General features: G+C 43.2%; 22 protein-coding genes. 10 read left to right on the top strand and 12 right to left on the bottom strand.

The annotated features are described in order from the left end of the window. Nucleotides 1-167: 167 nt before the first annotated feature. Genes ACEN2L_RS02560 through trmB form a run of 3 tightly spaced genes read left to right on the top strand, consistent with a single transcriptional unit; the run spans nt 168 to nt 2568 of the window. Entirely contained in the window at nt 168-1109 is a 942-nt protein-coding gene (locus tag ACEN2L_RS02560; RefSeq protein ID WP_441741585.1) for an ABC transporter ATP-binding protein, read from the top strand. Then, nucleotides 1102-1872 carry an ABC transporter permease gene (locus ACEN2L_RS02565; RefSeq protein WP_441741586.1) on the top strand — a complete coding sequence of 257 codons (771 nt, stop codon included), beginning with the start codon at nt 1102-1104 and terminating at the stop codon, nt 1870-1872. Before ACEN2L_RS02560 ends, ACEN2L_RS02565 begins: the two co-directional genes overlap by 8 nt. A gap of 30 nt (nt 1873-1902) precedes the next feature. Continuing rightward, complete coding sequence (gene trmB / locus ACEN2L_RS02570) at nt 1903-2568, top strand: tRNA (guanine(46)-N(7))-methyltransferase TrmB (RefSeq protein WP_441741587.1); 666 nt, start codon at nt 1903-1905, stop codon at nt 2566-2568. Here trmB and ACEN2L_RS02575 read toward each other — a convergent pair whose 3' ends face one another. Next, nucleotides 2569-3282 carry an EAL domain-containing protein gene (locus ACEN2L_RS02575; protein ID WP_441741588.1) on the bottom strand — a complete coding sequence of 238 codons (714 nt, stop codon included), beginning with the start codon at nt 3280-3282 and terminating at the stop codon, nt 2569-2571. A 142-nt stretch (nt 3283-3424) separates the two neighbouring features. On the opposite strand from ACEN2L_RS02575, the gene panP reads away from it, so the two are divergent. Next, nucleotides 3425-5044: a pyridoxal-dependent aspartate 1-decarboxylase PanP gene (gene panP / locus ACEN2L_RS02580; RefSeq protein ID WP_306021301.1), complete on the top strand. Its 1620-nt coding sequence runs from the start codon at nt 3425-3427 to the stop codon at nt 5042-5044. A 30-nt stretch (nt 5045-5074) separates the two neighbouring features. On the opposite strand, the gene panC is transcribed toward panP, so the two are convergent. From panC to sfsA, 7 genes are all read right to left on the bottom strand, one after another. Continuing rightward, the gene (gene panC, locus ACEN2L_RS02585; RefSeq protein ID WP_441741589.1) at nt 5075-5923 is read right to left on the bottom strand and encodes a pantoate--beta-alanine ligase; all 849 of its coding nucleotides are present in this window, start codon (nt 5921-5923) and stop codon (nt 5075-5077) included. 9 nt (nt 5924-5932) lie between these two features. Then, on the bottom strand, nt 5933-6727 hold the full coding sequence (gene panB / locus ACEN2L_RS02590) for a 3-methyl-2-oxobutanoate hydroxymethyltransferase (RefSeq protein ID WP_306021299.1): 795 nt from the start codon (nt 6725-6727) through the stop codon (nt 5933-5935). Between the two features lie 84 nt (nt 6728-6811). After that, complete coding sequence (gene folK, locus ACEN2L_RS02595) at nt 6812-7309, bottom strand: 2-amino-4-hydroxy-6-hydroxymethyldihydropteridine diphosphokinase (protein ID WP_441741590.1); 498 nt, start codon at nt 7307-7309, stop codon at nt 6812-6814. Continuing rightward, on the bottom strand, nt 7306-8676 hold the full coding sequence (gene pcnB, locus ACEN2L_RS02600) for a polynucleotide adenylyltransferase PcnB (RefSeq protein ID WP_441741591.1): 1371 nt from the start codon (nt 8674-8676) through the stop codon (nt 7306-7308). The genes folK and pcnB overlap by 4 nt, the downstream gene beginning before the upstream one ends. Before the next feature lie 80 nt (nt 8677-8756). Then, on the bottom strand, nt 8757-9671 hold the full coding sequence (gluQRS, locus tag ACEN2L_RS02605) for a tRNA glutamyl-Q(34) synthetase GluQRS (RefSeq protein ID WP_441741592.1): 915 nt from the start codon (nt 9669-9671) through the stop codon (nt 8757-8759). 72 nt (nt 9672-9743) lie between these two features. Continuing rightward, nucleotides 9744-10193: an RNA polymerase-binding protein DksA gene (gene dksA, locus ACEN2L_RS02610; RefSeq protein ID WP_306021296.1), complete on the bottom strand. Its 450-nt coding sequence runs from the start codon at nt 10191-10193 to the stop codon at nt 9744-9746. Nucleotides 10194-10360: 167 nt separating this feature from the next. Then, nucleotides 10361-11080: a DNA/RNA nuclease SfsA gene (sfsA, locus tag ACEN2L_RS02615; protein WP_306021295.1), complete on the bottom strand. Its 720-nt coding sequence runs from the start codon at nt 11078-11080 to the stop codon at nt 10361-10363. Between the two features lie 51 nt (nt 11081-11131). On the opposite strand from sfsA, the gene pepB reads away from it, so the two are divergent. Next, nucleotides 11132-12415, top strand: coding sequence for an aminopeptidase PepB (pepB, locus tag ACEN2L_RS02620; RefSeq protein ID WP_441741593.1), 1284 nt, complete (start codon nt 11132-11134; stop codon nt 12413-12415). Between the two features lie 48 nt (nt 12416-12463). On the opposite strand, the gene ACEN2L_RS02625 is transcribed toward pepB, so the two are convergent. Continuing rightward, complete coding sequence (locus ACEN2L_RS02625) at nt 12464-12646, bottom strand: helix-turn-helix domain-containing protein (RefSeq protein WP_306021293.1); 183 nt, start codon at nt 12644-12646, stop codon at nt 12464-12466. 245 nt (nt 12647-12891) lie between these two features. Here ACEN2L_RS02625 and ACEN2L_RS02630 point away from each other — a divergent pair, with 245 nt between their 5' ends. Together ACEN2L_RS02630 and ACEN2L_RS02635 are read left to right on the top strand one after the other, a co-directional pair. Beyond that, nucleotides 12892-13482, top strand: coding sequence for a YhgN family NAAT transporter (locus ACEN2L_RS02630; protein ID WP_306021292.1), 591 nt, complete (start codon nt 12892-12894; stop codon nt 13480-13482). A gap of 15 nt (nt 13483-13497) precedes the next feature. Next, nucleotides 13498-14082 (top strand): YjaG family protein, encoded by a 585-nt coding sequence (locus ACEN2L_RS02635; RefSeq protein ID WP_441741594.1) that lies wholly within the window; start codon nt 13498-13500, stop codon nt 14080-14082. Nucleotides 14083-14121: 39 nt separating this feature from the next. Here ACEN2L_RS02635 and rsmD read toward each other — a convergent pair whose 3' ends face one another. Continuing rightward, complete coding sequence (gene rsmD, locus ACEN2L_RS02640; RefSeq protein ID WP_441741595.1) at nt 14122-14706, bottom strand: 16S rRNA (guanine(966)-N(2))-methyltransferase RsmD; 585 nt, start codon at nt 14704-14706, stop codon at nt 14122-14124. 85 nt (nt 14707-14791) lie between these two features. Between rsmD and ftsY the strand changes: the two genes are divergently transcribed. Genes ftsY through ftsX form a run of 3 tightly spaced genes read left to right on the top strand, consistent with a single transcriptional unit; the run spans nt 14792 to nt 17733 of the window. Next, the gene (ftsY, locus tag ACEN2L_RS02645; protein ID WP_441741596.1) at nt 14792-16009 is read left to right on the top strand and encodes a signal recognition particle-docking protein FtsY; all 1218 of its coding nucleotides are present in this window, start codon (nt 14792-14794) and stop codon (nt 16007-16009) included. A 5-nt stretch (nt 16010-16014) separates the two neighbouring features. Beyond that, nucleotides 16015-16710, top strand: coding sequence for a cell division ATP-binding protein FtsE (gene ftsE, locus ACEN2L_RS02650; protein ID WP_306021288.1), 696 nt, complete (start codon nt 16015-16017; stop codon nt 16708-16710). 42 nt (nt 16711-16752) lie between these two features. Next, on the top strand, nt 16753-17733 hold the full coding sequence (ftsX, locus tag ACEN2L_RS02655) for a permease-like cell division protein FtsX (protein ID WP_306021287.1): 981 nt from the start codon (nt 16753-16755) through the stop codon (nt 17731-17733). Nucleotides 17734-17749: 16 nt separating this feature from the next. Here ftsX and ACEN2L_RS02660 read toward each other — a convergent pair whose 3' ends face one another. Further along, nucleotides 17750-19333, bottom strand: a complete 1584-nt coding sequence (locus ACEN2L_RS02660) for a carboxylesterase/lipase family protein (protein ID WP_441741597.1) — start codon at nt 19331-19333, stop codon at nt 17750-17752. Between the two features lie 72 nt (nt 19334-19405). Beyond that, nucleotides 19406-21727: a DNA topoisomerase IV subunit A gene (gene parC / locus ACEN2L_RS02665; RefSeq protein ID WP_306021285.1), complete on the bottom strand. Its 2322-nt coding sequence runs from the start codon at nt 21725-21727 to the stop codon at nt 19406-19408. Between the last annotated feature and the right edge of the window lie 20 nt (nt 21728-21747).

Consider the following 21747-nt stretch of genomic DNA (forward strand, 5'->3'; position numbering starts at 1 on the left):
AAAGTAGTGATTTGTATTCATTCCAAAGATACCATGGAGTGTATAATTTTTGCAGATAACCTTGATTAATTAAAAGTAAACGGCATATAGCATGCTAGTGATAGCCTATGATGGCTATTTACGCTATTCATCTTCTGCACCATCTTCATCACGCATAGGCAAAAACAATGTTTGCACTCGATATAAAAGGGTTAACTAAAACCTATAAAAGTGGCACAAAAGCCTTGCATGGCATCGACCTGCAAGTGAAACAAGGTGACTTCTTTGCTCTACTCGGCCCCAATGGTGCGGGTAAATCTACTACCATAGGCATTATTAGCTCACTGGTAAACAAAACTAGCGGCGAGGTTAATATATTCGAGTATTCTCTTGCTAGCCAAATGGAATCAGCCAAAGCATGTATAGGTTTGGTACCGCAAGAGTTCAACTTTAACCAGTTTGAAACTCTACTGCAGATTATGTTGAATCAAGCTGGTTATTACGGCGTGCCACGCAGCGTGGCAAAACCACGGGCTGAAAAATACCTAAAACAATTAGACTTGTGGGAAAAACGCCACTCAGCAGCAAGAACACTTTCTGGTGGGATGAAACGACGCTTAATGATAGCTCGGGCCCTAATGCATGAACCCAGAATGCTCATTCTTGATGAACCAACCGCTGGTGTCGACATCGAAATACGCCGTTCTATGTGGACCTTTTTAAAAGCCATTAATGAGCAAGGCGTCACCATAATTTTGACGACACATTATCTCGAAGAAGCGGAAATGCTGTGCCGAAACATCGCTATCATTGATAAAGGTGTCATAGTTAAAAATACCAGCATGAAATCTTTATTAGCTACCTTAAATGTAGAGACCTTCGTATTTGACCTTTCAGAGAACGTAAATTCTTTAAACTTATCTGGCTTTGATTATCGTTTGATTGATGATCACACCTTAGAAGTCGACGTGCACAAGGAAGCCAACCTTAATACGGTTTTTGAACAATTAACTGAACAGCGCATTCATGTGCTGAGTATGCGTAATAAATCAAACCGCCTAGAAGAGCTTTTTGTTCGCTTAGTCGAATCAGGCCGCAACCCAGTCACAGGAGAAATCGCAAATGGCTAATCGTAATTTTGTCGCTTTACGCACTATTTGGATTAAAGAATGTACGCGTTTCCTACGTATTTGGGTACAAACCCTGCTACCCCCTGCGATTACAATGAGCCTGTATTTTGTTATTTTTGGTAACCTCATTGGCAGCCGCATCGGTCAAATGGGCGGGTTTAGTTACATGGAGTTTATTGTGCCTGGTCTCATCATGATGGCGGTCATTACAAACTCATATTCCAATGTATGCTCGTCGTTTTATAGTGCCAAGTTTCAACATAATATTGAGGAAATGCTGGTAGCGCCAGTGCCTAACTGGGTCATCATTGCGGGATTTGTCGGTGGTGGTGTAGCCAGAGCCTTGCTAATCGGCATTATTGTCACATCAGTATCTTTATTTTTTGTCGATATCAAAATACATAACTTGGCCTTTATCATTATCACCCTGATATTAACCGCAGTGCTGTTTGCTACGGCAGGGCTTATCAACGCGATTTTTGCCAATAGCTTTGACGACATTAGTATTATACCAACCTTTATTTTAACCCCGCTCACCTACCTTGGCGGCGTGTTTTATTCGTTGTCTATGTTGCCTGAATTTTGGCAATGGGTAAGTAAAGCCAATCCCATTGTGTATATGGTGAATGGTTTTAGATACGGATTTTTAGGCGTATCTGACGTGAATCAATACGTGTCGCTGGGTTTACTAATAGGCTTTAATGTCATACTACTAAGTGTCGCTTATTCATTAATCAATCGCGGTGTGGGCATTCGCAGTTAATATCATTTTACGGTCACAATAGTTGTAGTTATGCAAAAACTAGCTCGCAGTATCGACACCAATCAAGAAGGTGTGCACCAAAATCTGCAAAAAGTAGTAGAGAAATATTTAAATAGCCACTCACTCAAGCCGCTGTCTGCTCATACGCAGACAGCGTTTATGACTACCAAAGAGTGGTTGGGCCCGTGGCAAGGCGATTTGATATTTGATTCTTGCTGTGGTGTAGGTGAAAGTACGAGTCTGATCGCTAGCGCCCACCCTCATGCAAAAATTATCGGCATAGATAAATCCGCCGCCAGAATCGACAAACATCACTCCTATGCCGGAGATAGCAGTAATTATTTATTAGTGAGAGCGGATTTACATGATTTTTGGAGACTAGCGGTTCTTGAAGGTTGGCAGTTATCCAAACACTTTATTTTGTACCCTAATCCCTACCCTAAATCCTCCCAATTGCAGAATCGTTGGTATGCTTCCTCAGCTTTTCCTGACATCCTTAAATTAGCAGGTCAACTTGAAGTACGAAGTAATTGGCAGCTATACATTGAAGAGTTTAGATTGGCCCTAAAAGTCGCAGGAATCAAAGCATCCGCCCAAGCATATAAAGCTGACACCCCAATGACCCCTTTCGAACGAAAGTATTGGCACAGTGGTCAATCTAGTTGGCAATTAGTCGCCAATTTAATACAAGATTAACTATTCTATTTCAGATTTGGGGAGGCTGATATAAAACCCTTGAGCGTACTGAAAACCCCATTGCTGAATTAACTCGAGCTCATTTTGTTGCTCAAGATGTTCAGCAATTAAAGTAATCTGTTTTTGTTCCGCCAGCAAAATAAAAGCCTGCAAGGCCTGTGATAGCCCACCATCCGTCTGTGATTTTTTAATGTCTCTCACTGAAATTTTAATGGCCTCTACAGGTAAATTGAGTAAGTGCGTCAGATCTACATCAAAAGGATCTAGCTGATCCAAGGTAAGGCTAATATTTAAGGCTTTAAATAAGCCCGCAAATTCATTGAACAAATTTGGGTTTTCAACTGCGTTTTTGGCGGCTATTTCAATCGAAATGCGCGTAGGATTGGGATAGTCCTGTAATTGATTTTGAACAAACTCAGCCATCTCAGGGTCGAGCATATCCTGCAAGCTAAGATTAATGCTCCACGCCATGTTGATGTAACGAAAGTAATTAGCACTGCCATTAAAAATGTTATAGGTCAATTTTGCTTTTGAATGACGACGCTCGACCAAGTATAAAAGCTCAGTAGGCACAAAAGATTGCTGTTCTATGTTGATAAAGCGGGCTAAACATTCATAGCGCCACACGGTATTGTTATGTAAGTCAAGAATGGGCTGAAAATACGGAACGACCTGCTCCAAACTAAAATCTCTAATAACATGAGATACTTGCATACTGACCTTAATTGTTGTTTTTCCTACAATATAGCAGGACTTCCTGATTAGCCAAGCGTCTATTTGGCGGGCGGACTATTGGTCTGTGAAGGATTTTGAGGTAAAGTTCGCCCCTTGAAAATTTTCAGTTAGGGTTACAAGTGTGGGTGAAGCCGAAGTCAGTTTAGAACACCTTTACAAGGTTTTTACTATGCCTGAAGGTAAGAGTTCTAAGTTAGCCCAAATTGAACAGCATCTGTCAGACAACCTTGCCGGTTTTTTGTCTCAGCACGTTGTTACATCAGTAAAATCGCTAGAGCAAATAGAAAAAAACTTTGCCGAATATGCGGTACCTGAACAACCAGAATTTGTATCTGAGCATGCGGCCAATTTGTTAGATAAATTGGTGGCTAATTCTGTTAATACTTACTCTCCGACCTTCATTGGCCATATGACCTCCGCCCTACCTTATTTTCATCTGCCATTGGCAAAGTTACTGGTGGGCCTTAATCAAAACCTCGTAAAAATTGAAACCTCTAAAGCCTTTACGCCTCTTGAACGTCAAGTCTTGGGCATGATGCATGAGTTGGTTTATGGCCAATCGAGTGACTTTTATCGAACTTATTTACACAGTGCTAATCACGCTTTAGGCGCCTTTTGTTCTGGCGGCACGATTGCAAACGTTACTGCACTTTGGGTGGCTAGAAACAAAGCGCTACCCGCTACTCCGCAATTTCGTGGTGTCGCTTATGAAGGCTTAGCAGCAGGCTTGCAACATTACGGCATTAAAAAGATGGGCGTATTGTCATCAAGACGGGGCCACTACTCGCTGTCTAAGTCTGTTGATTTGCTTGGTTTAGGTCGTGAACAATTACTGACTATAGATTGTCCTACCCAGCGCTTATCCGCTGAAAAAGCATTAGCGGTGGGCAAACAGTATCAAGCTGAAGGCAATAAAATATTATCTATTGTCGGTATTGCAGGCACTACTGAAACAGGTCACATTGATCCATTAGACGAATTAGCCGATGTCGCTGCCGAATTAGGTTGTCACTTTCATGTAGACGCCGCCTGGGGTGGCGCAACACTGTTCTCTCGCACCTATCGCACCTTATTAAAAGGGATTGAGCGCGCTGATTCAGTTACGATAGACGCGCATAAACAAATGTATGTGCCTATGGGCGCCGGCATGGTGTTATTTAAAGATCCAAACGATAGCAATGCTGTGCGCCATCATGCCCAGTACATTCTTCGTGCGGGTTCGAAAGACTTAGGGGCAACAACCCTTGAAGGGTCACGCAATGGTATGGCAATGATGGTTTACGCTTCTTTGCATATTTTTGGACGTAAAGGCTACGAGTTATTAATTGACCAGAGTATTGAAAAAGCTAAAACCTTTGCTCGCATGATCCAATCAAATCCTGATTTTGAGCTTATCACTGCTCCCACCCTGTCTTTATTAACCTATCGTCTGAATCCAGAAGCGCTACAAGATAAGTTAAATCGTATGCCGCAATTGGCCAGCGCCGTAAATCTTGAACTTGATCAACTCAACGTTGTGATTCAAAAACAGCAGCGTGAGGCAGGTAAATCCTTTGTATCACGCACCCGTTTGCAAACAGAAAAATACAATACTCAAGCGATTACGGTATTTAGGGTTGTGATTGCCAACCCTTTAACCACCGAGCTAGATTTACAAAATATCTTGGATGAGCAACTCGCCTTAGCCAGCAAAACTAAAATTTGGAATAAGCTTTGCGCTAAACATCAAAAAGCAGGTTAATTACCTGCTTTTTTACTTGATGAATGGGCTTTATAGTTGGATTTGGATGTTATCGATAAGACGGGTTTTGCCTAAAAATGCCGCGGCCAAAATCACTAATTGAGTGTCTTCATGCCCAGGTGGCAGTAGGTTTTCTGCATTGCGAATTTCAATATAGTCAGGATTAAAACCCAGCTCAGCAAGATGTTGTTTACCCAGACTAACCAGCATTGAAAAATCTCTACGGCCCTGTTCAATTGCAGAAGCAATCATAGTTAGTTGCTCGTACAATATTGGTGCTAAAGCACGTTGCTCGGCATTTAGATATTGATTTCTTGAGCTCATCGCTAAACCATCTGATTCTCTGGTGGTAGCCACACCAATCACTTGTAGGTTCATTGATAAGTCAGTGACCATGGCTTTGATAACTTGCAATTGTTGAAAGTCTTTTTCACCGAAAAAGGCCAAGTTCGGTTGCACCATATTAAATAATTTACACACGATGGTAGCCACACCACGAAAATGTCCAGGACGGCTTGCCCCACAGATCATGTATGAAATACCCGGTACTTCAACAAAGGTTTGTTGCTCTAGTCCTCGGGCATAAATATCACTGACCTTTGGTACAAACAAAACACTGACGTCTAAGGCTTCTAGCTTTGCCGCATCATCATTGAGTGTCCGCGGGTATGCATCTAAGTCCTCATCAGGTCCAAACTGCATGGGATTAACAAAGATTGAAACCACAACGATATCAGCGTGTTTTTTAGCTTCTCGTACTAAATTTAGATGCCCCTGGTGTAAGTTTCCCATGGTGGGTACAAAGGCAATGACTTTAGCACTGGCTTGCCATTCCCTTCGTTGTTCTCTTAAAACCGGAATATCACTAATAATCTGCATCAACCTTTCCTAATTAAAACTATGCTCGCTAGAGGGGAAAACACCCTCCTGTACTTCACGTATATAATCACTGACAGCTTGGCGAATATCCCCGCTTGACTGTAAATAATTTTTTGAAAACTTAGGCATGTAATTGGCGCTGATCCCTAGCATGTCATGCATAACCAGTATCTGCCCATCAGTTAGGTTGCCAGCACCTATGCCAATAACAGGTATACTAAGACTGCTAGCAATAAGTTCAGCCAAACTTGATGGCACACATTCAAGGACTAATAATTGTATACCAGCTCGCTCTAATTCTTTGGCTTGATCACATATTTTTTCAGCTTGTAAGTCTTCACGGCCCTGCACTTTAAAACCACCAAAAACGTGCACTGACTGCGGCGTTAAACCCAGATGACCACAGACAGGAACACCACGCTCAACCAAACCTTTGATGGTGTCAAGTAACCACGTTCCACCTTCAAGCTTAACCATGCTTGCACCTGCTGCCATTAACTGTGCTGCATTCATATAAGTTTGCTCGGCACAGGCATAAGACATAAAAGGCATATCTGCAATAACAAAGGCGCGCTGCGTGCCTTGGCGCACCGCTTTTGTGTGATAAGCAATATCAGCGATAGTAACGCCTAAGGTATCATCACCACCTTGCAAGACCATGCCCAAGGAGTCACCGATTAACATAATGTCTATACCTTGCTCATCAAACAATTTAGCAAAGCTTGCATCATAAGCCGTCAAGGCACTGATACGTTGCTTATCTTGCTTCATCTTCAATAAGCTTGAAGTCGTGACCTTTTTCATAAAATTTGCTCCAATCTTAGGGCGTACAATCTGGGTTTTATAAGAAATTTATGCATGAAACTATACTGACTTTTCTGTGAATATCTAGAAAGGGGGGGCACAAGACAAAACACAGAGACCGTTAAGAGAACAGTTTTTAATGACATCTGTGACATTTTCGCCATCAGGCAATCGCAGATTTGGGCTAATCTCAAGCAAAGGATAAAGCACGAACTCTCGTACTTTCATACCATAGTGTGGCACCACCAATTGCGGTAAATTAATAATTTCATTGCCGTACAATAATATATCAATGTCCAGTGTGCGCGGCCCCCATTGCTCATTTTTACGCACTCTACCTTGCTGTAATTCAATCTTCTGCGTAGCCGCCAATAGGCTCACTGGCGTCAACAAAGTTTGTAGGTGCACAACAGCATTCACATAATCTGGTTGATCTGACGGCCCCATGGGACGACTGGCGTACAAACTAGAACAGCGCAGAACCGTAGTTTGACCAAGATGCGCCAAAGCTTCTAAAGCACGACTAATTTGCAGACTAGGCTCAGCAAGATTACTGCCTAAGCCAAGGTATACGTCTATCATTCAGCTTTCTTCGGCTTTGCGCGATAGCGACGTTTACGTTTAGTTGCTGGGGCTGAACCTTCCGCTTTCCGTAAGTCTGCCAGTAAATTTTTACGCCCTTGTTCGTCGGCAGATTGAAATTCTGTCCACCATTCAGCTAGTTCAAGTAAGGCGCCGCCTTCTACATCAGCCCGTAACAACAAAAAGTCATAGGCCGCACGAAACTTAGGATTTTCGAGCATCTGATAAGCACGACGACCAAAACGTTTGGATAATCGGAGCTGCAACTGCCAAATTTCGCGAATGGGCATGCTAAACCGTTTAGGAATCATGATGCGCTGAATTTGTTTATGCAGTACGTCATTTAATGCCAAGTTGAAGGCATCAAAATGAGTTAAGCCCCCTTCAACCATCAACTGCTGACAACGTTCTTCTAGGGGATACCATAAAAAAGCGGCAAAAATAAACGCAGGGGTGACCCGTTGGCCGGTGTTAATTCGATTATCCGTGTTGGTCAGCACTTGTTCAACAAAGCGCACTTCTCGGCTATTTTTATCACTTAGCAGTGGGCCAAGTTGCGGAAACAAAGGCTCAAATAGATCATAAGTGTCCAGCAAACGATAGGTCGCCAAACCTTGGCCTGAAAGCAATAACTTCAGCACTTCTTCAAACAGTCGTGCTGCTGGAATATTGCCTAATAAGGGCGCGAGCTCTTTAATAGGCTTGGCGCTCTTATCACTGATACGCATATTCAATTTAACTGCAAATCGCACTGCACGCAGCATGCGCACTGGGTCTTCACGGTAACGGGTTTCTGGGTCACCAATGAGAGCAATTTCTTTGGCTTTTATCGCCGCCATACCACCTGCAAAATCGCTGATCGAGAAGTCAGCAATGTTGTAATACATGGCGTTTATAGTGAAATCTCGGCGCTGGGCATCTTCTTCAATGCTACCAAAAACGTTATCACGTAATAACTGACCATGGTCACTTTGTTTACTCAAATCAGAAGTGTCGGCACTGTCTTCATCATTTGTATCGTCGCTGTCTTGATGATGGCCACGAAATGTCGCAACCTCTATCACTTCTCTACCATAAACAATGTGTGCCAAACGAAAACGGCGGCCGATTAAACGACAATTACGAAACAAACCTTTGATCTGTTCGGGCGTAGCATTAGTGGTGACATCAAAATCTTTTGGCTCTTTACCTAAAAGTAAATCTCTCACACACCCCCCCACCAGATAAGCCTGATATCCAGCGTTGTGCAGGCGATACAATACTTTAAGTGCGTTTTCGCTAATATCGTCGCGGGAAATGGGGTGATCGGCACGAGGCACTATCGCAACACTTAGCTTGGCTGGTTGAACCACAGCTTTGCCGCGCAAAGCATCTTTTACCTTGTCGATGACTCGAGAAATAATGATCTGTACTCCTTGACTGAGTTAAGTCGAAAAATCGGCGCTAATCATATACTGTATAACGCCTTAATTCTATTGTCATTGCAGGCAACTTCAGGCGGTACTGCACTGAGTTGCCACGCGTTTATGCCCCAATTTAAGATCTCTTTAACTGTTGTAGTTTGCAAAGATTTTGGCGGTGATAAACCCAAAAAGCACATAGCATGAAATAGATTCAACTCAACTTGCTGGTTATCAATAGCGGGCGCATGATTTTGCTTGCTGAGCTTGCTACCATTTGGGCTTAGTACAAGGGGTAAATGGGCAAATGACGGTGGCTTATGACCAAACGCCTGGTACAAGGCAAGTTGATAAAAGGTGGCGTGCAATAAGTCAGCACCACGTACGACCTGGGTGATGCCCTGAGCAATATCATCTGCTACGACTGCTAGTTGATAGGCAAATAAACCGTCCTTGCGTTTAATGGCAAATTGCACCTCGCTATCGCGATGGCTTACCTCTTGCTGTATTTCATCAAAGTAGGTCTTAATATGCTTACTATTTTTGAAGCGTATAGCGGCATGCTTTTTAAAATTTGACTGTGTCGCACAACAGCACAAGGTTTTTGGTGCAAGCGCTGCCAACTCAGCACGAGTACAATCACAAAAGTAGGTATAGTTATGCTCAAGCAACCAGGCGATTTTTTGGCGATATAACGCCGAACGCTGACTTTGAAAAACAGGCTCATCGTCCCAATTCAGACCGTGTTGCGCCAAGGTATTTAGAATTTGCTCACTGGCACCAGCGACTTCTCTGGGTGGGTCAATATCTTCTATACGAACAAGCCATTTACCTTGTGATTGTTTAGCCTGTAAATAACTGCCTAAGGCGGTAACTAAAGAACCAAAGTGTAATGGGCCGGATGGCGAAGGCGCAAAACGTCCTACATAATTAGACGTGTGTTGATGGGGCAAAGTAGGCATATAAGATGCACAGAAGTTATGTAGTGGTGGCCGTGCTGCCGTCTTGCAACACGGACACTACCGGCGGCAGGATTAACCTTGCAGCTGTTTTTCTTTAATTTCAGCCATTGTTTTGCAATCGATGCATAAATCAGCTGTAGGTCTCGCTTCTAAGCGGCGTACGCCGATTTCGATTCCGCAAGCATCGCAAAAACCAAAATCGTCTTCTTCAATACGTTTTAAGGTTTTTTCGATTTTTTTAATCAACTTACGCTCTCTATCACGGGTGCGTAGTTCTAAGCTGAATTCTTCTTCTTGTGCTGCTCTATCCACAGGATCGGGGAAATTAGCCGCTTCATCTTGCATATGATGAACAGTACGGTCGACTTCCTGACGTAGTTGATCACGCCAAGCTTTCAACAATAAACGAAAATGCTCCATTTGCTTATCGTTCATATACTCTTCGCCGTCTTTCTCTATATAAGGAGTAAGACCTGCAAGCGCGAGTAAACCAAGTGTTTTTGTTGTTTTTTCTGTTGGCATTTGCCAATTCTCCTAAACTACTGCACGAGTTGAAATATGCAGGCGGCTATGTATATCAGAAAGCCCTTGCACAGGCAATTTTTTGCGCTTTTACCTTAAGCAACACACGCGAAAATCAAAGTAAGCTGCGCAATATGGCGATCCGGCGAGAAAAATCAACCGCTAATTTAACATTTAAAGGGGATGGATTGATTTATAAAGATTTTTTCTGGCGACATACTGACGCTATAAACCAATATTTCTACTCCTTTTGCTTTAGCCTTAATAAATTCCCTTGCATAGGCAGCATCAATATGGCGCGCGACTTTTACTGAATCAATGCCACTATGTTGCACACAAAAGAGTAAAACTGAGCGTTTACCTTCACTGACTAATTGGGCTAATTCACGTAAATGCTTTTGACCACGCACTGTCACAGTGTCAGGAAAATACCCTTGTTGATCTTGCAATAATGTGACTGACTTGACTTCGACATAGCAATCTTGCCGCTGCTCATCGTATAACAAAAAATCAGCTCGGCTGTTTTCTACGCCATATTTTGCTTCTCTTTTTATATGGGTATAACCCTTAAGCTCAGGTATTCTATTGTCTGCCAAGGCCTCAGCGACGAGATCATTAGCCTTATGTGTATTAATACCAATCCAATGCGCTTGATCGGTCTTGACTAGTTCCCAACTGTAAGCCAGTTTTCGTTTTGGATTATCACTATGCGATAGCCACACTTGCCAACCAGGCTCTGCACATCCGGTCATTGCACCCGTATTGGCGCAGTGAGCAGTGACCACGCTCCCGTCATCTAACTTCACATCCGCTAAAAAACGTTTATACCGTTTGACTAACCTACCTTTGATTAATTTTTTACCGTACAACACTAAGCTTTTCTCCACAGTGACTAAAGACCTGATAGTATTTAGCCCTCTGACTCTACTGGAGCTAATATGACGTTCTGTGACATCTCTTTAACTACCGATCCTATTCCTGCCTATTATGCCCCTGGCGCCCTGGTTTCAACAGCAAGTAATCAGGTAAAAATTCATCTACAAAACCCATTGGCTGATTGTGGTTTAATTCAAAGGGCCGCACGCCTTATCGATGCAATGGGCATATTACAGGTAAAATTTGTTGGTAACTGGTATATAGAACAACAGTGGGCCTTTGCTCAAAGCTTTGCCTCGGCGAAAAAGCCAACCCAGATTGAATGGTTAAGTAATGCAGATAAAGTCGAATTACAAAACCGGTTTGACGCCATGCAGTTTACCCGTGCAATAATCAATGCCACCCCAGAGGCACTTTCTCCGGTGCTATTAGCCGAACAAAGTATTGCTTGGTTAAGCTCCATTGCCCCCCATGCAATCAGTAGTCGTCTTGTTGTGGGTGAAGAACTTCATCAACAAGGATGGCATGGCATTTATCAAGTAGGCCGAGGTAGCTCCCGTCCTCCGGTATTAGCTGAAATCGACTTTAATCCCAGTGGTGATAGCAGTTTACCCGTCGCAGCCTGTCTGGTTGGCAAGGGTATTACCTTTGACAGCGGTGGTTACAGCCTGAAATCAAGTGAAGGCATGTTACATATGAAGTGCGACATGGGCGGCGCAGCAACCGTAATAGGCGGCTTAGGTTTAGCCATCATGCGCGGGCTCAGTAAACGGGTTAAGGTATTTTTGTGTTGTGCAGAAAACTTAGTCAGTGGCCATGCTTTTAAACTCGGCGACGTTATAACCTATAAAAATGGAACGTCGGTAGAAATCGTTAATACAGATGCAGAGGGCCGTTTAGTGCTAGCGGATGGGTTGATTGCTGCCAGTGAAACCTCAGCGCCCTTAATTATCGACGCTGCAACTTTGACCGGCGCAGCTCAGGTCGCATTAGGCAATGAATATAATGCGCTTTTTGCTTTAGACAAAACACTGCTACAACGGGCATTAGCGTGGTCAGAACAAGAGAAAGAATTAGCTTGGAGTCTTCCACTAGAAAAATGGCATCGCGAAAAATGCCCTTCTAATTTTGCCGATACGGCGAACAGTCGGGTACAAAAAGGGGGAGGCGCAGGTGGTGCTTCAAACGCCGCGGGTTTTTTATCACGGTTTGTTAATGAGGATGGCACAGGTTGGTTACACATAGATTTAGCGGCAGCATATCATTCAAACGGGAGTAACCAAATGCCTGCAGGAGCCAGTGCACAGGGCTTCAGAACCATTGCCCGAGCACTAACTGACTGCTAAATGAAACAACACAGTGAGTGGTGTGTATGCCACTTCATTCGCTGTGTTTTATAAACCGCCCAAACGTTCAGCCAACACTTTGTAACGTTCAACGGCAGTAGAATCAAATAATGGTTTTCCATCTGCGTCTTTTTCTTGGGCAATTAACAAACTTTCACGTTCAAGACGTTCAACTCGCACTTCTTGCACACCAAGAAATTCTGCTACTTGCGCCACGGTCATTAGACTCATCTTTGTTTTCCTCTATCTCTTTTTAGTTATTTTCAGCAAAGTAATCTAAACAATTAAAGCGTAAATGTTTAGTTTTGCTAGTGAAGATTATTGCGAAGTAGAATAATGTCTGATGACGAAACGCAATGTAAATTGAATTAAAGCATCAAGCCTTTGAAATTAAAACTATTTTTTATGAATAACTGGGTAGTGATCTTGAGATACGTTAAACTACGGCTGTTCTACACACACTTAGGGTAAAAAAAATGGATACATGGTCGGCTGCCATCACATTATTTCTTATTATGGATCCTTTGGGTAATCTCCCTATTTTTATGTCTGTATTGAAATCCATTGAGCCAAAAAGAAGGCGAATTGTATTAGTTCGAGAGCTTATATTTTCCCTCATTATCATGATGATATTCTTGTACAGTGGGCAGGCAGTGCTTAATTTTTTAAGCGTTAAACAAGAAACGGTTAGTATTGCCGGAGGGATCATTTTGTTTCTGATTGCCCTGAAAATGATATTTCCTCAGCCAGGAGGTGTTACCGGTTTGCCACCGGGAGAAGAGCCATTCATCGTTCCATTGGCTATCCCAATGATTGCAGGCCCTTCTATACTTGCTGCACTGATTTTATTGGCCAATCAAGATCACAATCGCATGATGGACTGGACGATTGCTCTTGGTCTGGCTTGGTTTATATCTGCTACTATTTTGATGTTCTCTGGATTGTTTCATAAATTACTTGGAGAACGCGGTTTAACCGCGATTGAGCGTTTGATGGGCATGATATTAATCATGATTTCGATTCAAATGTTACTCGATGGCGTTGGCCAATATTACCAACTACCCTAAATGAAGGATTCACCCTTGTTAAAAAAATTAACCGTATTTCAAGAAGTCAGAGATTTGGAGGGATGGCAAGCGGTTGCTTATGCTGCAACCTTACTTGAAAGAATGCTGCCTAACTATACGCTATTTTGTGAAGTAACCGAATTTGCCGATCCAAGTCTCTACCGTAATAGCTTAGATGCCATTTGGGATTGGCTGGCATCACCAAAGGCTAAAATAAACTTTACAGCACAATTAGAAAAAATCGAAACTGCCGTTCCTGATACCGCTGATTTTGATAACTATGGTGTATACCCCGCACTCGATGTCGCCATGTCGATGACAGCTATTATTTTATTGATTCAAGGTGAGGATCCACAAGGGGCTGTCGTCGTGAGTAAACTGTCTCAAGGTGGCGTTGAAGCATTTATCGAGGCAACCGCTGATGGCGAAATATCAGATGCTGAAATTAAAGCCCATCCTCTGATGCAGTGGGAAATTGAAGTTCAAAAAGAACTTCTAGTCTTGATAAAAAAACATCCGCATAATGCCTCAACATGCAAACTTTTAAAAACCTTTGCAACCGAACCAGGAATAAGTAATATTGGCATTGAAATCAATTAGTTAGTCAATATAAGCATAACTAGTTGTATTTAAAAAACGTTAGTTTTGATAAAGCCGGGCGCAAAGCTGACCGCCCTGCCGCTCTTTAAGGAGCAGCCAGTGAACGGGCACTACATAGTCGGCAGCTTGTTGCTCGCACTCGATGTAAATAATGCCAGAAGGCGCTAATACTTGATGCTCATGAATGAGGCGCAAAGTTTCAGGAAGTAAATTTTGGTAAAAAGGCGGATCAAGAAAAATAATATCAAATTGCTGTTTTAGACCTGGTAACACTTGCAAGGCATTGCCTGTTATGACCTTTGCAAGCTCGTTTTCCACTTTTAATTTGACTAAGTTTTGCTGAATGTTGGTCACCGCCGCCTTGTCTAACTCTATAAAATCCACATGTTTTGCATAACGAGACAAAGCTTCAAATCCTAGGCCGCCACTGCCCGCAAAAACATCAAGGCACCTGGCATTTTGCACATAAGGCATTAGCCAATTGAATAAGGTCTCTTTGTTACGATCCGTTGTAGGTCTGAGTCCTTGCACGTTTGCAACAGGTAATTTACTGCCGCGCCACCGGCCGCTAATAATCCGGATTGAGCCTGATGGCTGCTTTGATGGTTTTACGCCTCGCTTCATTGGTCTTTGAAATGCTATTATTGCCCACACTGAGTAGTAGTTTATCTCAAATAACCCACGAATTTCCCAAGGATTTAGTAAAAATATGTCAAAGTTTTTTAGCTGGCTAAGTAAAGACAAAAAGAAAGAAGAGACGTCACAGCCCGTCGAGCCAATTTCCACCGACGATACGGCGACAAAAAATGAACCTGAAGAAGCCCCTGAGCTAGCTGAAATTCAAAAGGCTGCGGCGCAAGTTTCCGATGATCCAGTGATAGGCAGCAGTGAAAGAACCCTGCCAGTGGTTGAAGAGATGCCGCCAGAGTCGACTGAGGGCGTGATAAAAACTGAGGTTGTAGCAAAAGCCCCTGAGGAATTAAGTTTATTTGCGCGTTTAAAAAAGGGTTTATCACGCACTACTGAAAGTATTGGTAGTGGCTTGGCTAATTTATTTCGCGGTAAAACCATTGATGACGAGCTGTTTGAAGAATTAGAAACTCAACTGCTTATCGCTGACGTTGGCATAACCACCACACGTAAAATGGTCGCCAAATTAACAGAGAGCGCGGACCGCAAACAACTTAAAGATGCCGATGCCTTGTTTCAATTGCTCAAACAGCAAATGGTCGACATTTTAAGCGCGGTTGATAACCCACTCACTATTGATGCCGATAAAAAGCCTTATGTCATTTTAATGGTAGGTGTAAACGGTGTAGGTAAAACAACGACTATAGGCAAAATGGCTAAACAATTTCAACAGCAAGGCAAAAAGGTCATGCTTGCCGCTGGGGATACCTTTCGTGCAGCGGCCGTAGAGCAATTGCAAGTATGGGGGGAGCGCAATAATATCCCTGTGGTTGCGCAGCAAAGCGGCGCAGACAGTGCATCTGTTATCTTTGATGCTTTTCAATCAGCAAAGGCCAAAAATATTGATGTGCTTATTGCCGACACCGCCGGCCGTCTTCAAAATAAAGACCACTTAATGGAAGAGCTCAAAAAAGTGGTTCGTGTCATGAAGAAAATTGATCCACAAGCGCCTCATGAAATCATGCTGACCTTAGATGCTGGTACAGGGCAAAATGCACTCAGTCAAACCAAGCTTTTCAATGAAGCGGTTGGCTTAAGCGGTTTGACACTAACAAAACTTGATGGCACAGCAAAGGGCGGAGTCATTTTTGCGATTGCTGATCAGTTTCCAATACCCATTCGTTACATTGGTGTGGGTGAAGGTATAGAAGATCTGCGCCCCTTCAACAGTAAAGAGTTTGTTGAAGCACTTTTTTCAGGTAATGAAAAAACACAATCAAAACAGAAACACCATTAAACACTATGATTAAATTTGAGCAGGTTAGCAAAACATACGCTGGGGGTCAGCAAGCCTTACGCAAAGTTGACTTTCATATTGAGCCTGGAGAAATGGCTTTTTTAACGGGTCACTCTGGCGCAGGTAAAAGTACTATCCTGAAATTAATTAGCATTATGGAACGTCCAACTGTGGGCAAGGTGCTAATTAATGGCCACGACCTGAGCAATATTTCCCGCAAGCAAATTGCCTACATCAGACGCGACATTGGGATGATATTTCAAAGCCACCAACTTTTGATGGATAAGTCGGTTTACGATAACGTTGCCTTGCCATTGGTCATCGAAGGTTATTCACACAAAGAAATCACCAAACGTGTGCATGCCTCTTTGGAATTAGTCGGTTTGCGAGACAAGATTAAGAATATTCCCATCACCTTGTCCGGCGGTGAACAACAAAGAGTTGGAATAGCCCGTGCCATTGTCAATAAACCCCCTCTATTATTAGCGGATGAGCCTACTGGTAACTTAGATCCTAAGCTATCAATGGAGATCATTAAACTGTTTGAAAATTTTAATCAGGCGGGTGTATCCGTATTTATTGCTACCCATGACTTGGGCCTCATAGCACGCATGAAATACCGCACATTGACCCTGAAAAATGGTCAGATGATTACCGACGGGTTGACTGAAGAGATGCCTGAAAATGATTTTTATGGCTAAGTGTCAGCAACACAACAGATTAAAACAGGAGAGAAGCTAACCATGAGTATCTTATTCAAAGGACGCGCTCAAGGTGCTCAAATATCACACGTTTCTGCCATACAACGGTTTTTAATGTTTTTTGTGAGTCATCTGCGCCAAGCCTTAGGTAGCTTGGGTGAGTTATGGCGTTCAAGAATTTCGTCAATCATGACAATAGGCGTGTTAGGCCTGAGCATTACCCTACCTAGCACGCTCTATGTGATGGTAAAGAATGCCGAAAATATCAGCTCTGGCTGGCAACAAGCCTCTGAAATATCTTTGTTTTTAAAGCAAGATATTAATCAAAGTGATATCAACCAATTATTGAAGCGCATTCAGCTTTGGCCCGAAATAGACACCATTCATTTTATTCCGGCCGATGAGGCTTTACAGGAATTTAAGCAGCTATCAGGCTTTGGAGATGCCATTGCGTATTTAGATAAAAACCCTTTACCTAATGTTGTTTTAGTCATACCGACTGAAAGACATGCGGGCCCTACGGCGGCCCGTTTGCTGCTAGAAAAACTTCGCAAAGAAAGAGAAGTCGATATTGGCAAACTCGATATCGAATGGCTAGAACGTCTGCACGCCCTACTAAACGTGGCACAAGAACTTGTTACAGTCATTGCCATCTTACTGTTTTTAGCAGTGGTATTAATCATTGGCAATACAATAAGATTGAATATTCTTAATAAAAAAGACGAGATTTTAGTTATGAAATTAGTCGGCGCAACGGATGCATTTATTCAGCGTCCTTTCTTATATACTGGATTTTGGTACGGATTATTGGGGGGCGTATTGGCTTGGATGGCAGTGATACTCTTATTATGGTGGATGAGCAGCAGCATTTCAGCAGTGAGTGAACTCTATCAGAAAAACTTTAATCTGACCGGCATAGACGGTGGCACCTTGTTAATTATGTTGTCTGTTTCGGTTTTCTTAGGTCTAAGCGGCTCATTGCTCTCAGTTAAACGGTATGTAAGTGCTATTGAGCCCAAATAAAGCATAAGAATGTTATTTATAGACCCGATAAGCCCAAATAGCGCTCTTCTACTTTTTTCAGATCAGTAATAAAGGGCTCTAATTTGATAACAAGCTGTTGCTGAGTATTAAATTTGGGCCAAGGGAGTAAATGTTCTCCGTTGGGATTACCGGATTTAATAAAATTAATGAAATACTGCTGCGCCATAGTAGATACCTCAAAGTCTTCTTTTTCCCACTCGTAAATGGGGTTGGTATCTAAGTTTCCTAATACGTACTCAATTTCAGCAGAATGCACCGCCCCCATATCAGATATTTCCTGACGCTGACCTCTATTGTAAATTGATTTCATGGCCGGTCGTATATGGTCATAAAGGTAGTAGTACGAGTCAGCAGAGCCATAAGTGGTTGCTGCATTAATCCACTTCCACGTAGACTCGCTGATGAAGCGATCACTCATCAAGTCTTGCGCTGCCCGTTTAAGCTCTTCTGTGCTTTCACCTGAATACAAGGCGGCAATCTTCCTAAAATTATCGGGATAAAGTTTTTGTAAGGCCAGCAGGTAGTTTTCTTGAGTCACTTCTTCTTCGCCAAATAATTGTTGATAACTACCTTCTTGAGAATTGACCCCAGCCAACACTGGCACATCAGCAAATTTTTTGGTTTCGAACAATTTTTGTGGGGTATCAGTGAGGAATTTACCGTCTATTGTGGGCAGCAACTGTTGATATCCGGCTTGAGTTGCGCGCTTTAATAACTCATCTGCGGGCAAGGCGCGCAACGCGGCAATACTCAGATCCTCACCCTCGAGTACCGCTTCCGCAAGCGCTAAACCTTGACTTTCACTTTGGGCTAAAGATGACACAAAACGCCCCATAATAGAGCCACTTTCTCCGATGACACCATGAATATGCGGGATAGACTTTGCAGAAAGGGTTTGAGCGCTAGCAGAAATTGAACCCGCAGACTCGCCTGCAATGGTAATCCGTTTCGGATCGCCGCCAAACGCCGCAATATTCTGTGCGACCCAGATGAGGGCCGCTTGTTGATCGAGTAAACCATAATTGCCTGAGCCAGCATAAGCACTTTCGCTGCTCAGCTGTGGATGAGCCATAAAACCAAACACACCAAGACGATAATTGACTGTTACTGTGAGAATGCCATTTGATGCCATATCTGCGCCGTCATAACGATTTTCAGAGCCATCACCGGCAATAAAACCACCGCCATAAAAGTACACCAACACAGGGAATTTTTGCTCTGTGCGCTCCTGAGGCGCCCAAATATTCAAGAATAAGCAATCTTCACTCATACCCGACGCACGAAATTGCATATCGCTAAACAGGGGGTTTTGCATACATTTGTGAGCGAAGTCGTCAGCGTTTAGCACACCCCGCCACTTCGTAGCGGGGAGAGGGGCTTGCCACCGCCTGTCACCAACTGGCGCTTGTGCATAAGGGATCCCTTTAAAAGACACCACTTCCAGTTGAGGAATGAAATGCCCTTTCACTCGTCCTTGATTGATTTCGATAAAGTTGACTTCAACTTCGTTATGGCTCTGTTCGCAGGCGGATAAACACACCGCAGCTAACATAATAAAAATTCTAGCAACTTGACGCATACCTGTTTTCCCTATTAATCGGTCTTAACACGTAGGCGTTCTAAAACGTGATAAACCGTAAAGTCAAAACACTTATTCAGTGTTATCACCCCTTGATACCGAATGTTCTTCAGACATATCTGCTGGGTTTGGCGCTGTTTTACTTAATTCAACTTCAACCCCATCCACTCGCTGTAAACCTCGTGGAAGCTTATTTCCTCGACGCCCTCGCTCGCCTTGATAGTGACTTAAATCAGCGGCAGATAAACTCATACCCCGTTTACCAGACAATATTTTAATACTGGCACCGTCAGGTACCACAGTCAGCACCTTGACATACTCTTCTCGCGAAGCAGCTCTAGCCGAGGGGATACTGATCAATTTATTGCCCTTCCCTTTGCCTAGGATGGGAAGATCGCGAAGGGGAAACATCAACATGCGTCCTTCGCTGGAAATAGCCAAACACCAATCGGATTCTAAGTTGTGAAGGGCTTGTGGCGTTATCACCTTCGCGCCACTAGACAAAGACAAATACGCTTTACCCGCTTTGTTTTTGCTTACCATGTCACTGAATTGACCCACAAAACCATAACCCGCATCTGAAGCCATTAAATATTGCTGCTCATCTTTGCCCATCACCACATGTTCAACGGTTTCACCGCCTACAATGTTGAAACGTCCCGTTAATGGCTCTCCTTGACTTCTGGCTGACGCCAAACTGTGAGCGTCACAAGAAAAAGTACGACCAGATGAATCAACAAATACGGCTTGTTGATTACTTCGACCTTTAGCGCTGGTTAAATAACTGTCACCGGCTTTGTAACTTAAGCCTTTCACATCCACATCATGCCCTTTAGCACAGCGTGCCCAGCCTTTTTCAGATAACACCACGGTCACTGACTCTGAAGGCATGAGCTCTTTTTCACTTAAGGCTTTGGATTCACCACGGGCCACAATAGGTGAACGTCGATCATCCCCGTACAGTTCAGCTGCAGCAAGAATTTCTTTTTTGATAAGGGTTTTCAAACGCTGATCAGAACCCAGTAATAGTTGTAATTGATCGCGTTCTAAGGCGAGTTCATCCTGCTCGCCTTTTATTTTCATCTCTTCTAATTTGGCCAAATGGCGTAATTTAAGATCAAGGATTGCTTCGGCCTGAATATCAGATAAAGCAAAATGACTCATCAACTCTTGTTTGGGGTGCTCTTCGTAACGAATAATTCGAATAACTTCGTCAATATTCAAAAAGGCAATCATTAAACCTTCAAGAATATGCAGTCTTGCTAGTACTTTATCTAAACGGTACTGTAAGCGGCGCACCACAGTGTCTTTTCTAAACACCAACCATTCACTTAATATTTGCCGCAAGTTTTTCACTTGAGGACGGCCATCCAAGCCAATCATATTGATATTAACGCGATAGCTTTTTTCTAAATCAGTGGTGGCAAACAAGTGTTGCATCAATTGCTCTACATCGATGCGATTCGAGCGTGGGGTAATCAGCAAACGAGTCGGGTTTTCATGGTCGGACTCATCACGTAAGTCACTGACCATTGGCAATTTTTTAGCCTGCATCTGCGCCGCTATTTGCTCTAAAATTTTCCCGCCGGACGCTTGATGGGGCAAAGAAGTAATAATAATATCGCCATTGTCCTCATGATATACCGCACGCATTTTAATAGAGCCGCGACCCGTTTCATAAATCTTAGCAATTTCGTCTTTTGGCGTGATGATTTCTGCTTCAGTGGGGTAATCTGGCCCTTGTACAAAGGCTAATAACTCACTCAACTCAGCTTTACTGTTGTCCAATAACAAGGCACAAGCATTGGCCACTTCACGCACGTTGTGCGGTGGTATATCGGTAGCCATACCAACTGCGATACCGGTAATACCATTTAACAATATATGAGGTAAACGTGCAGGTAATACTTTGGGTTCGTCAAGGGTGCCATCAAAGTTTGGTTGCCAATCGACTGTACCTTGGCCGAGTTCAGTCAGCAGCACTTCACTGAATTTAGACAAGCGAGATTCGGTATAACGCATGGCTGCAAAAGATTTTGGATCGTCAGGTGCTCCCCAGTTTCCTTGTCCATCAACCAAAGGATATCGATAAGAAAAAGGTTGTGCCATTAAAACCATGGCTTCGTAACACGCTGAGTCACCATGAGGATGAAACTTACCTAATACGTCACCCACAGTACGGGCAGACTTTTTGTATTTGGCGTTATTACTTAAACCAAGCTCAGACATGGCATAAACAATACGGCGCTGCACAGGTTTCAAACCGTCACCGATATGCGGTAACGCTCGGTCCATAATGACGTACATTGAGTAGTTTAGGTAAGACTGCTCAGTGAAGTGACGCATCGCCAACTGTTCGATGCCGTCTTTGTTGATTATCGTATCTTGACTCATATAAAACTGGGTTCGCTATG

Source organism: Flavobacterium sp. W21_SRS_FM6, from assembly GCF_052119645.1.
Taxonomy (GTDB): domain Bacteria; phylum Pseudomonadota; class Gammaproteobacteria; order Enterobacterales; family Alteromonadaceae; genus Paraglaciecola.

Coding starts and splice junctions, on each gene's coding strand:
- gluQRS (WP_441741592.1), bottom strand. CDS start 9,671: ATGCCTACTTTGCCCCATCAACACACGTCTAATTATGTAGGACGTTTT.
- ACEN2L_RS02575 (WP_441741588.1), bottom strand. CDS start 3,282: ATGCAAGTATCTCATGTTATTAGAGATTTTAGTTTGGAGCAGGTCGTT.
- ftsX (WP_306021287.1), top strand. CDS start 16,753: ATGAGTATCTTATTCAAAGGACGCGCTCAAGGTGCTCAAATATCACAC.
- ACEN2L_RS02625 (WP_306021293.1), bottom strand. CDS start 12,646: ATGAGTCTAATGACCGTGGCGCAAGTAGCAGAATTTCTTGGTGTGCAA.
- ACEN2L_RS02560 (WP_441741585.1), top strand. CDS start 168: ATGTTTGCACTCGATATAAAAGGGTTAACTAAAACCTATAAAAGTGGC.
- ftsE (WP_306021288.1), top strand. CDS start 16,015: ATGATTAAATTTGAGCAGGTTAGCAAAACATACGCTGGGGGTCAGCAA.
- parC (WP_306021285.1), bottom strand. CDS start 21,727: ATGAGTCAAGATACGATAATCAACAAAGACGGCATCGAACAGTTGGCG.
- dksA (WP_306021296.1), bottom strand. CDS start 10,193: ATGCCAACAGAAAAAACAACAAAAACACTTGGTTTACTCGCGCTTGCA.
- folK (WP_441741590.1), bottom strand. CDS start 7,309: ATGATAGACGTATACCTTGGCTTAGGCAGTAATCTTGCTGAGCCTAGT.
- ACEN2L_RS02565 (WP_441741586.1), top strand. CDS start 1,102: ATGGCTAATCGTAATTTTGTCGCTTTACGCACTATTTGGATTAAAGAA.
- trmB (WP_441741587.1), top strand. CDS start 1,903: ATGCAAAAACTAGCTCGCAGTATCGACACCAATCAAGAAGGTGTGCAC.
- pepB (WP_441741593.1), top strand. CDS start 11,132: ATGACGTTCTGTGACATCTCTTTAACTACCGATCCTATTCCTGCCTAT.
- panB (WP_306021299.1), bottom strand. CDS start 6,727: ATGAAAAAGGTCACGACTTCAAGCTTATTGAAGATGAAGCAAGATAAG.
- ftsY (WP_441741596.1), top strand. CDS start 14,792: ATGTCAAAGTTTTTTAGCTGGCTAAGTAAAGACAAAAAGAAAGAAGAG.
- ACEN2L_RS02660 (WP_441741597.1), bottom strand. CDS start 19,333: ATGCGTCAAGTTGCTAGAATTTTTATTATGTTAGCTGCGGTGTGTTTA.
- ACEN2L_RS02630 (WP_306021292.1), top strand. CDS start 12,892: ATGGATACATGGTCGGCTGCCATCACATTATTTCTTATTATGGATCCT.
- panC (WP_441741589.1), bottom strand. CDS start 5,923: ATGCAGATTATTAGTGATATTCCGGTTTTAAGAGAACAACGAAGGGAA.
- rsmD (WP_441741595.1), bottom strand. CDS start 14,706: ATGAAGCGAGGCGTAAAACCATCAAAGCAGCCATCAGGCTCAATCCGG.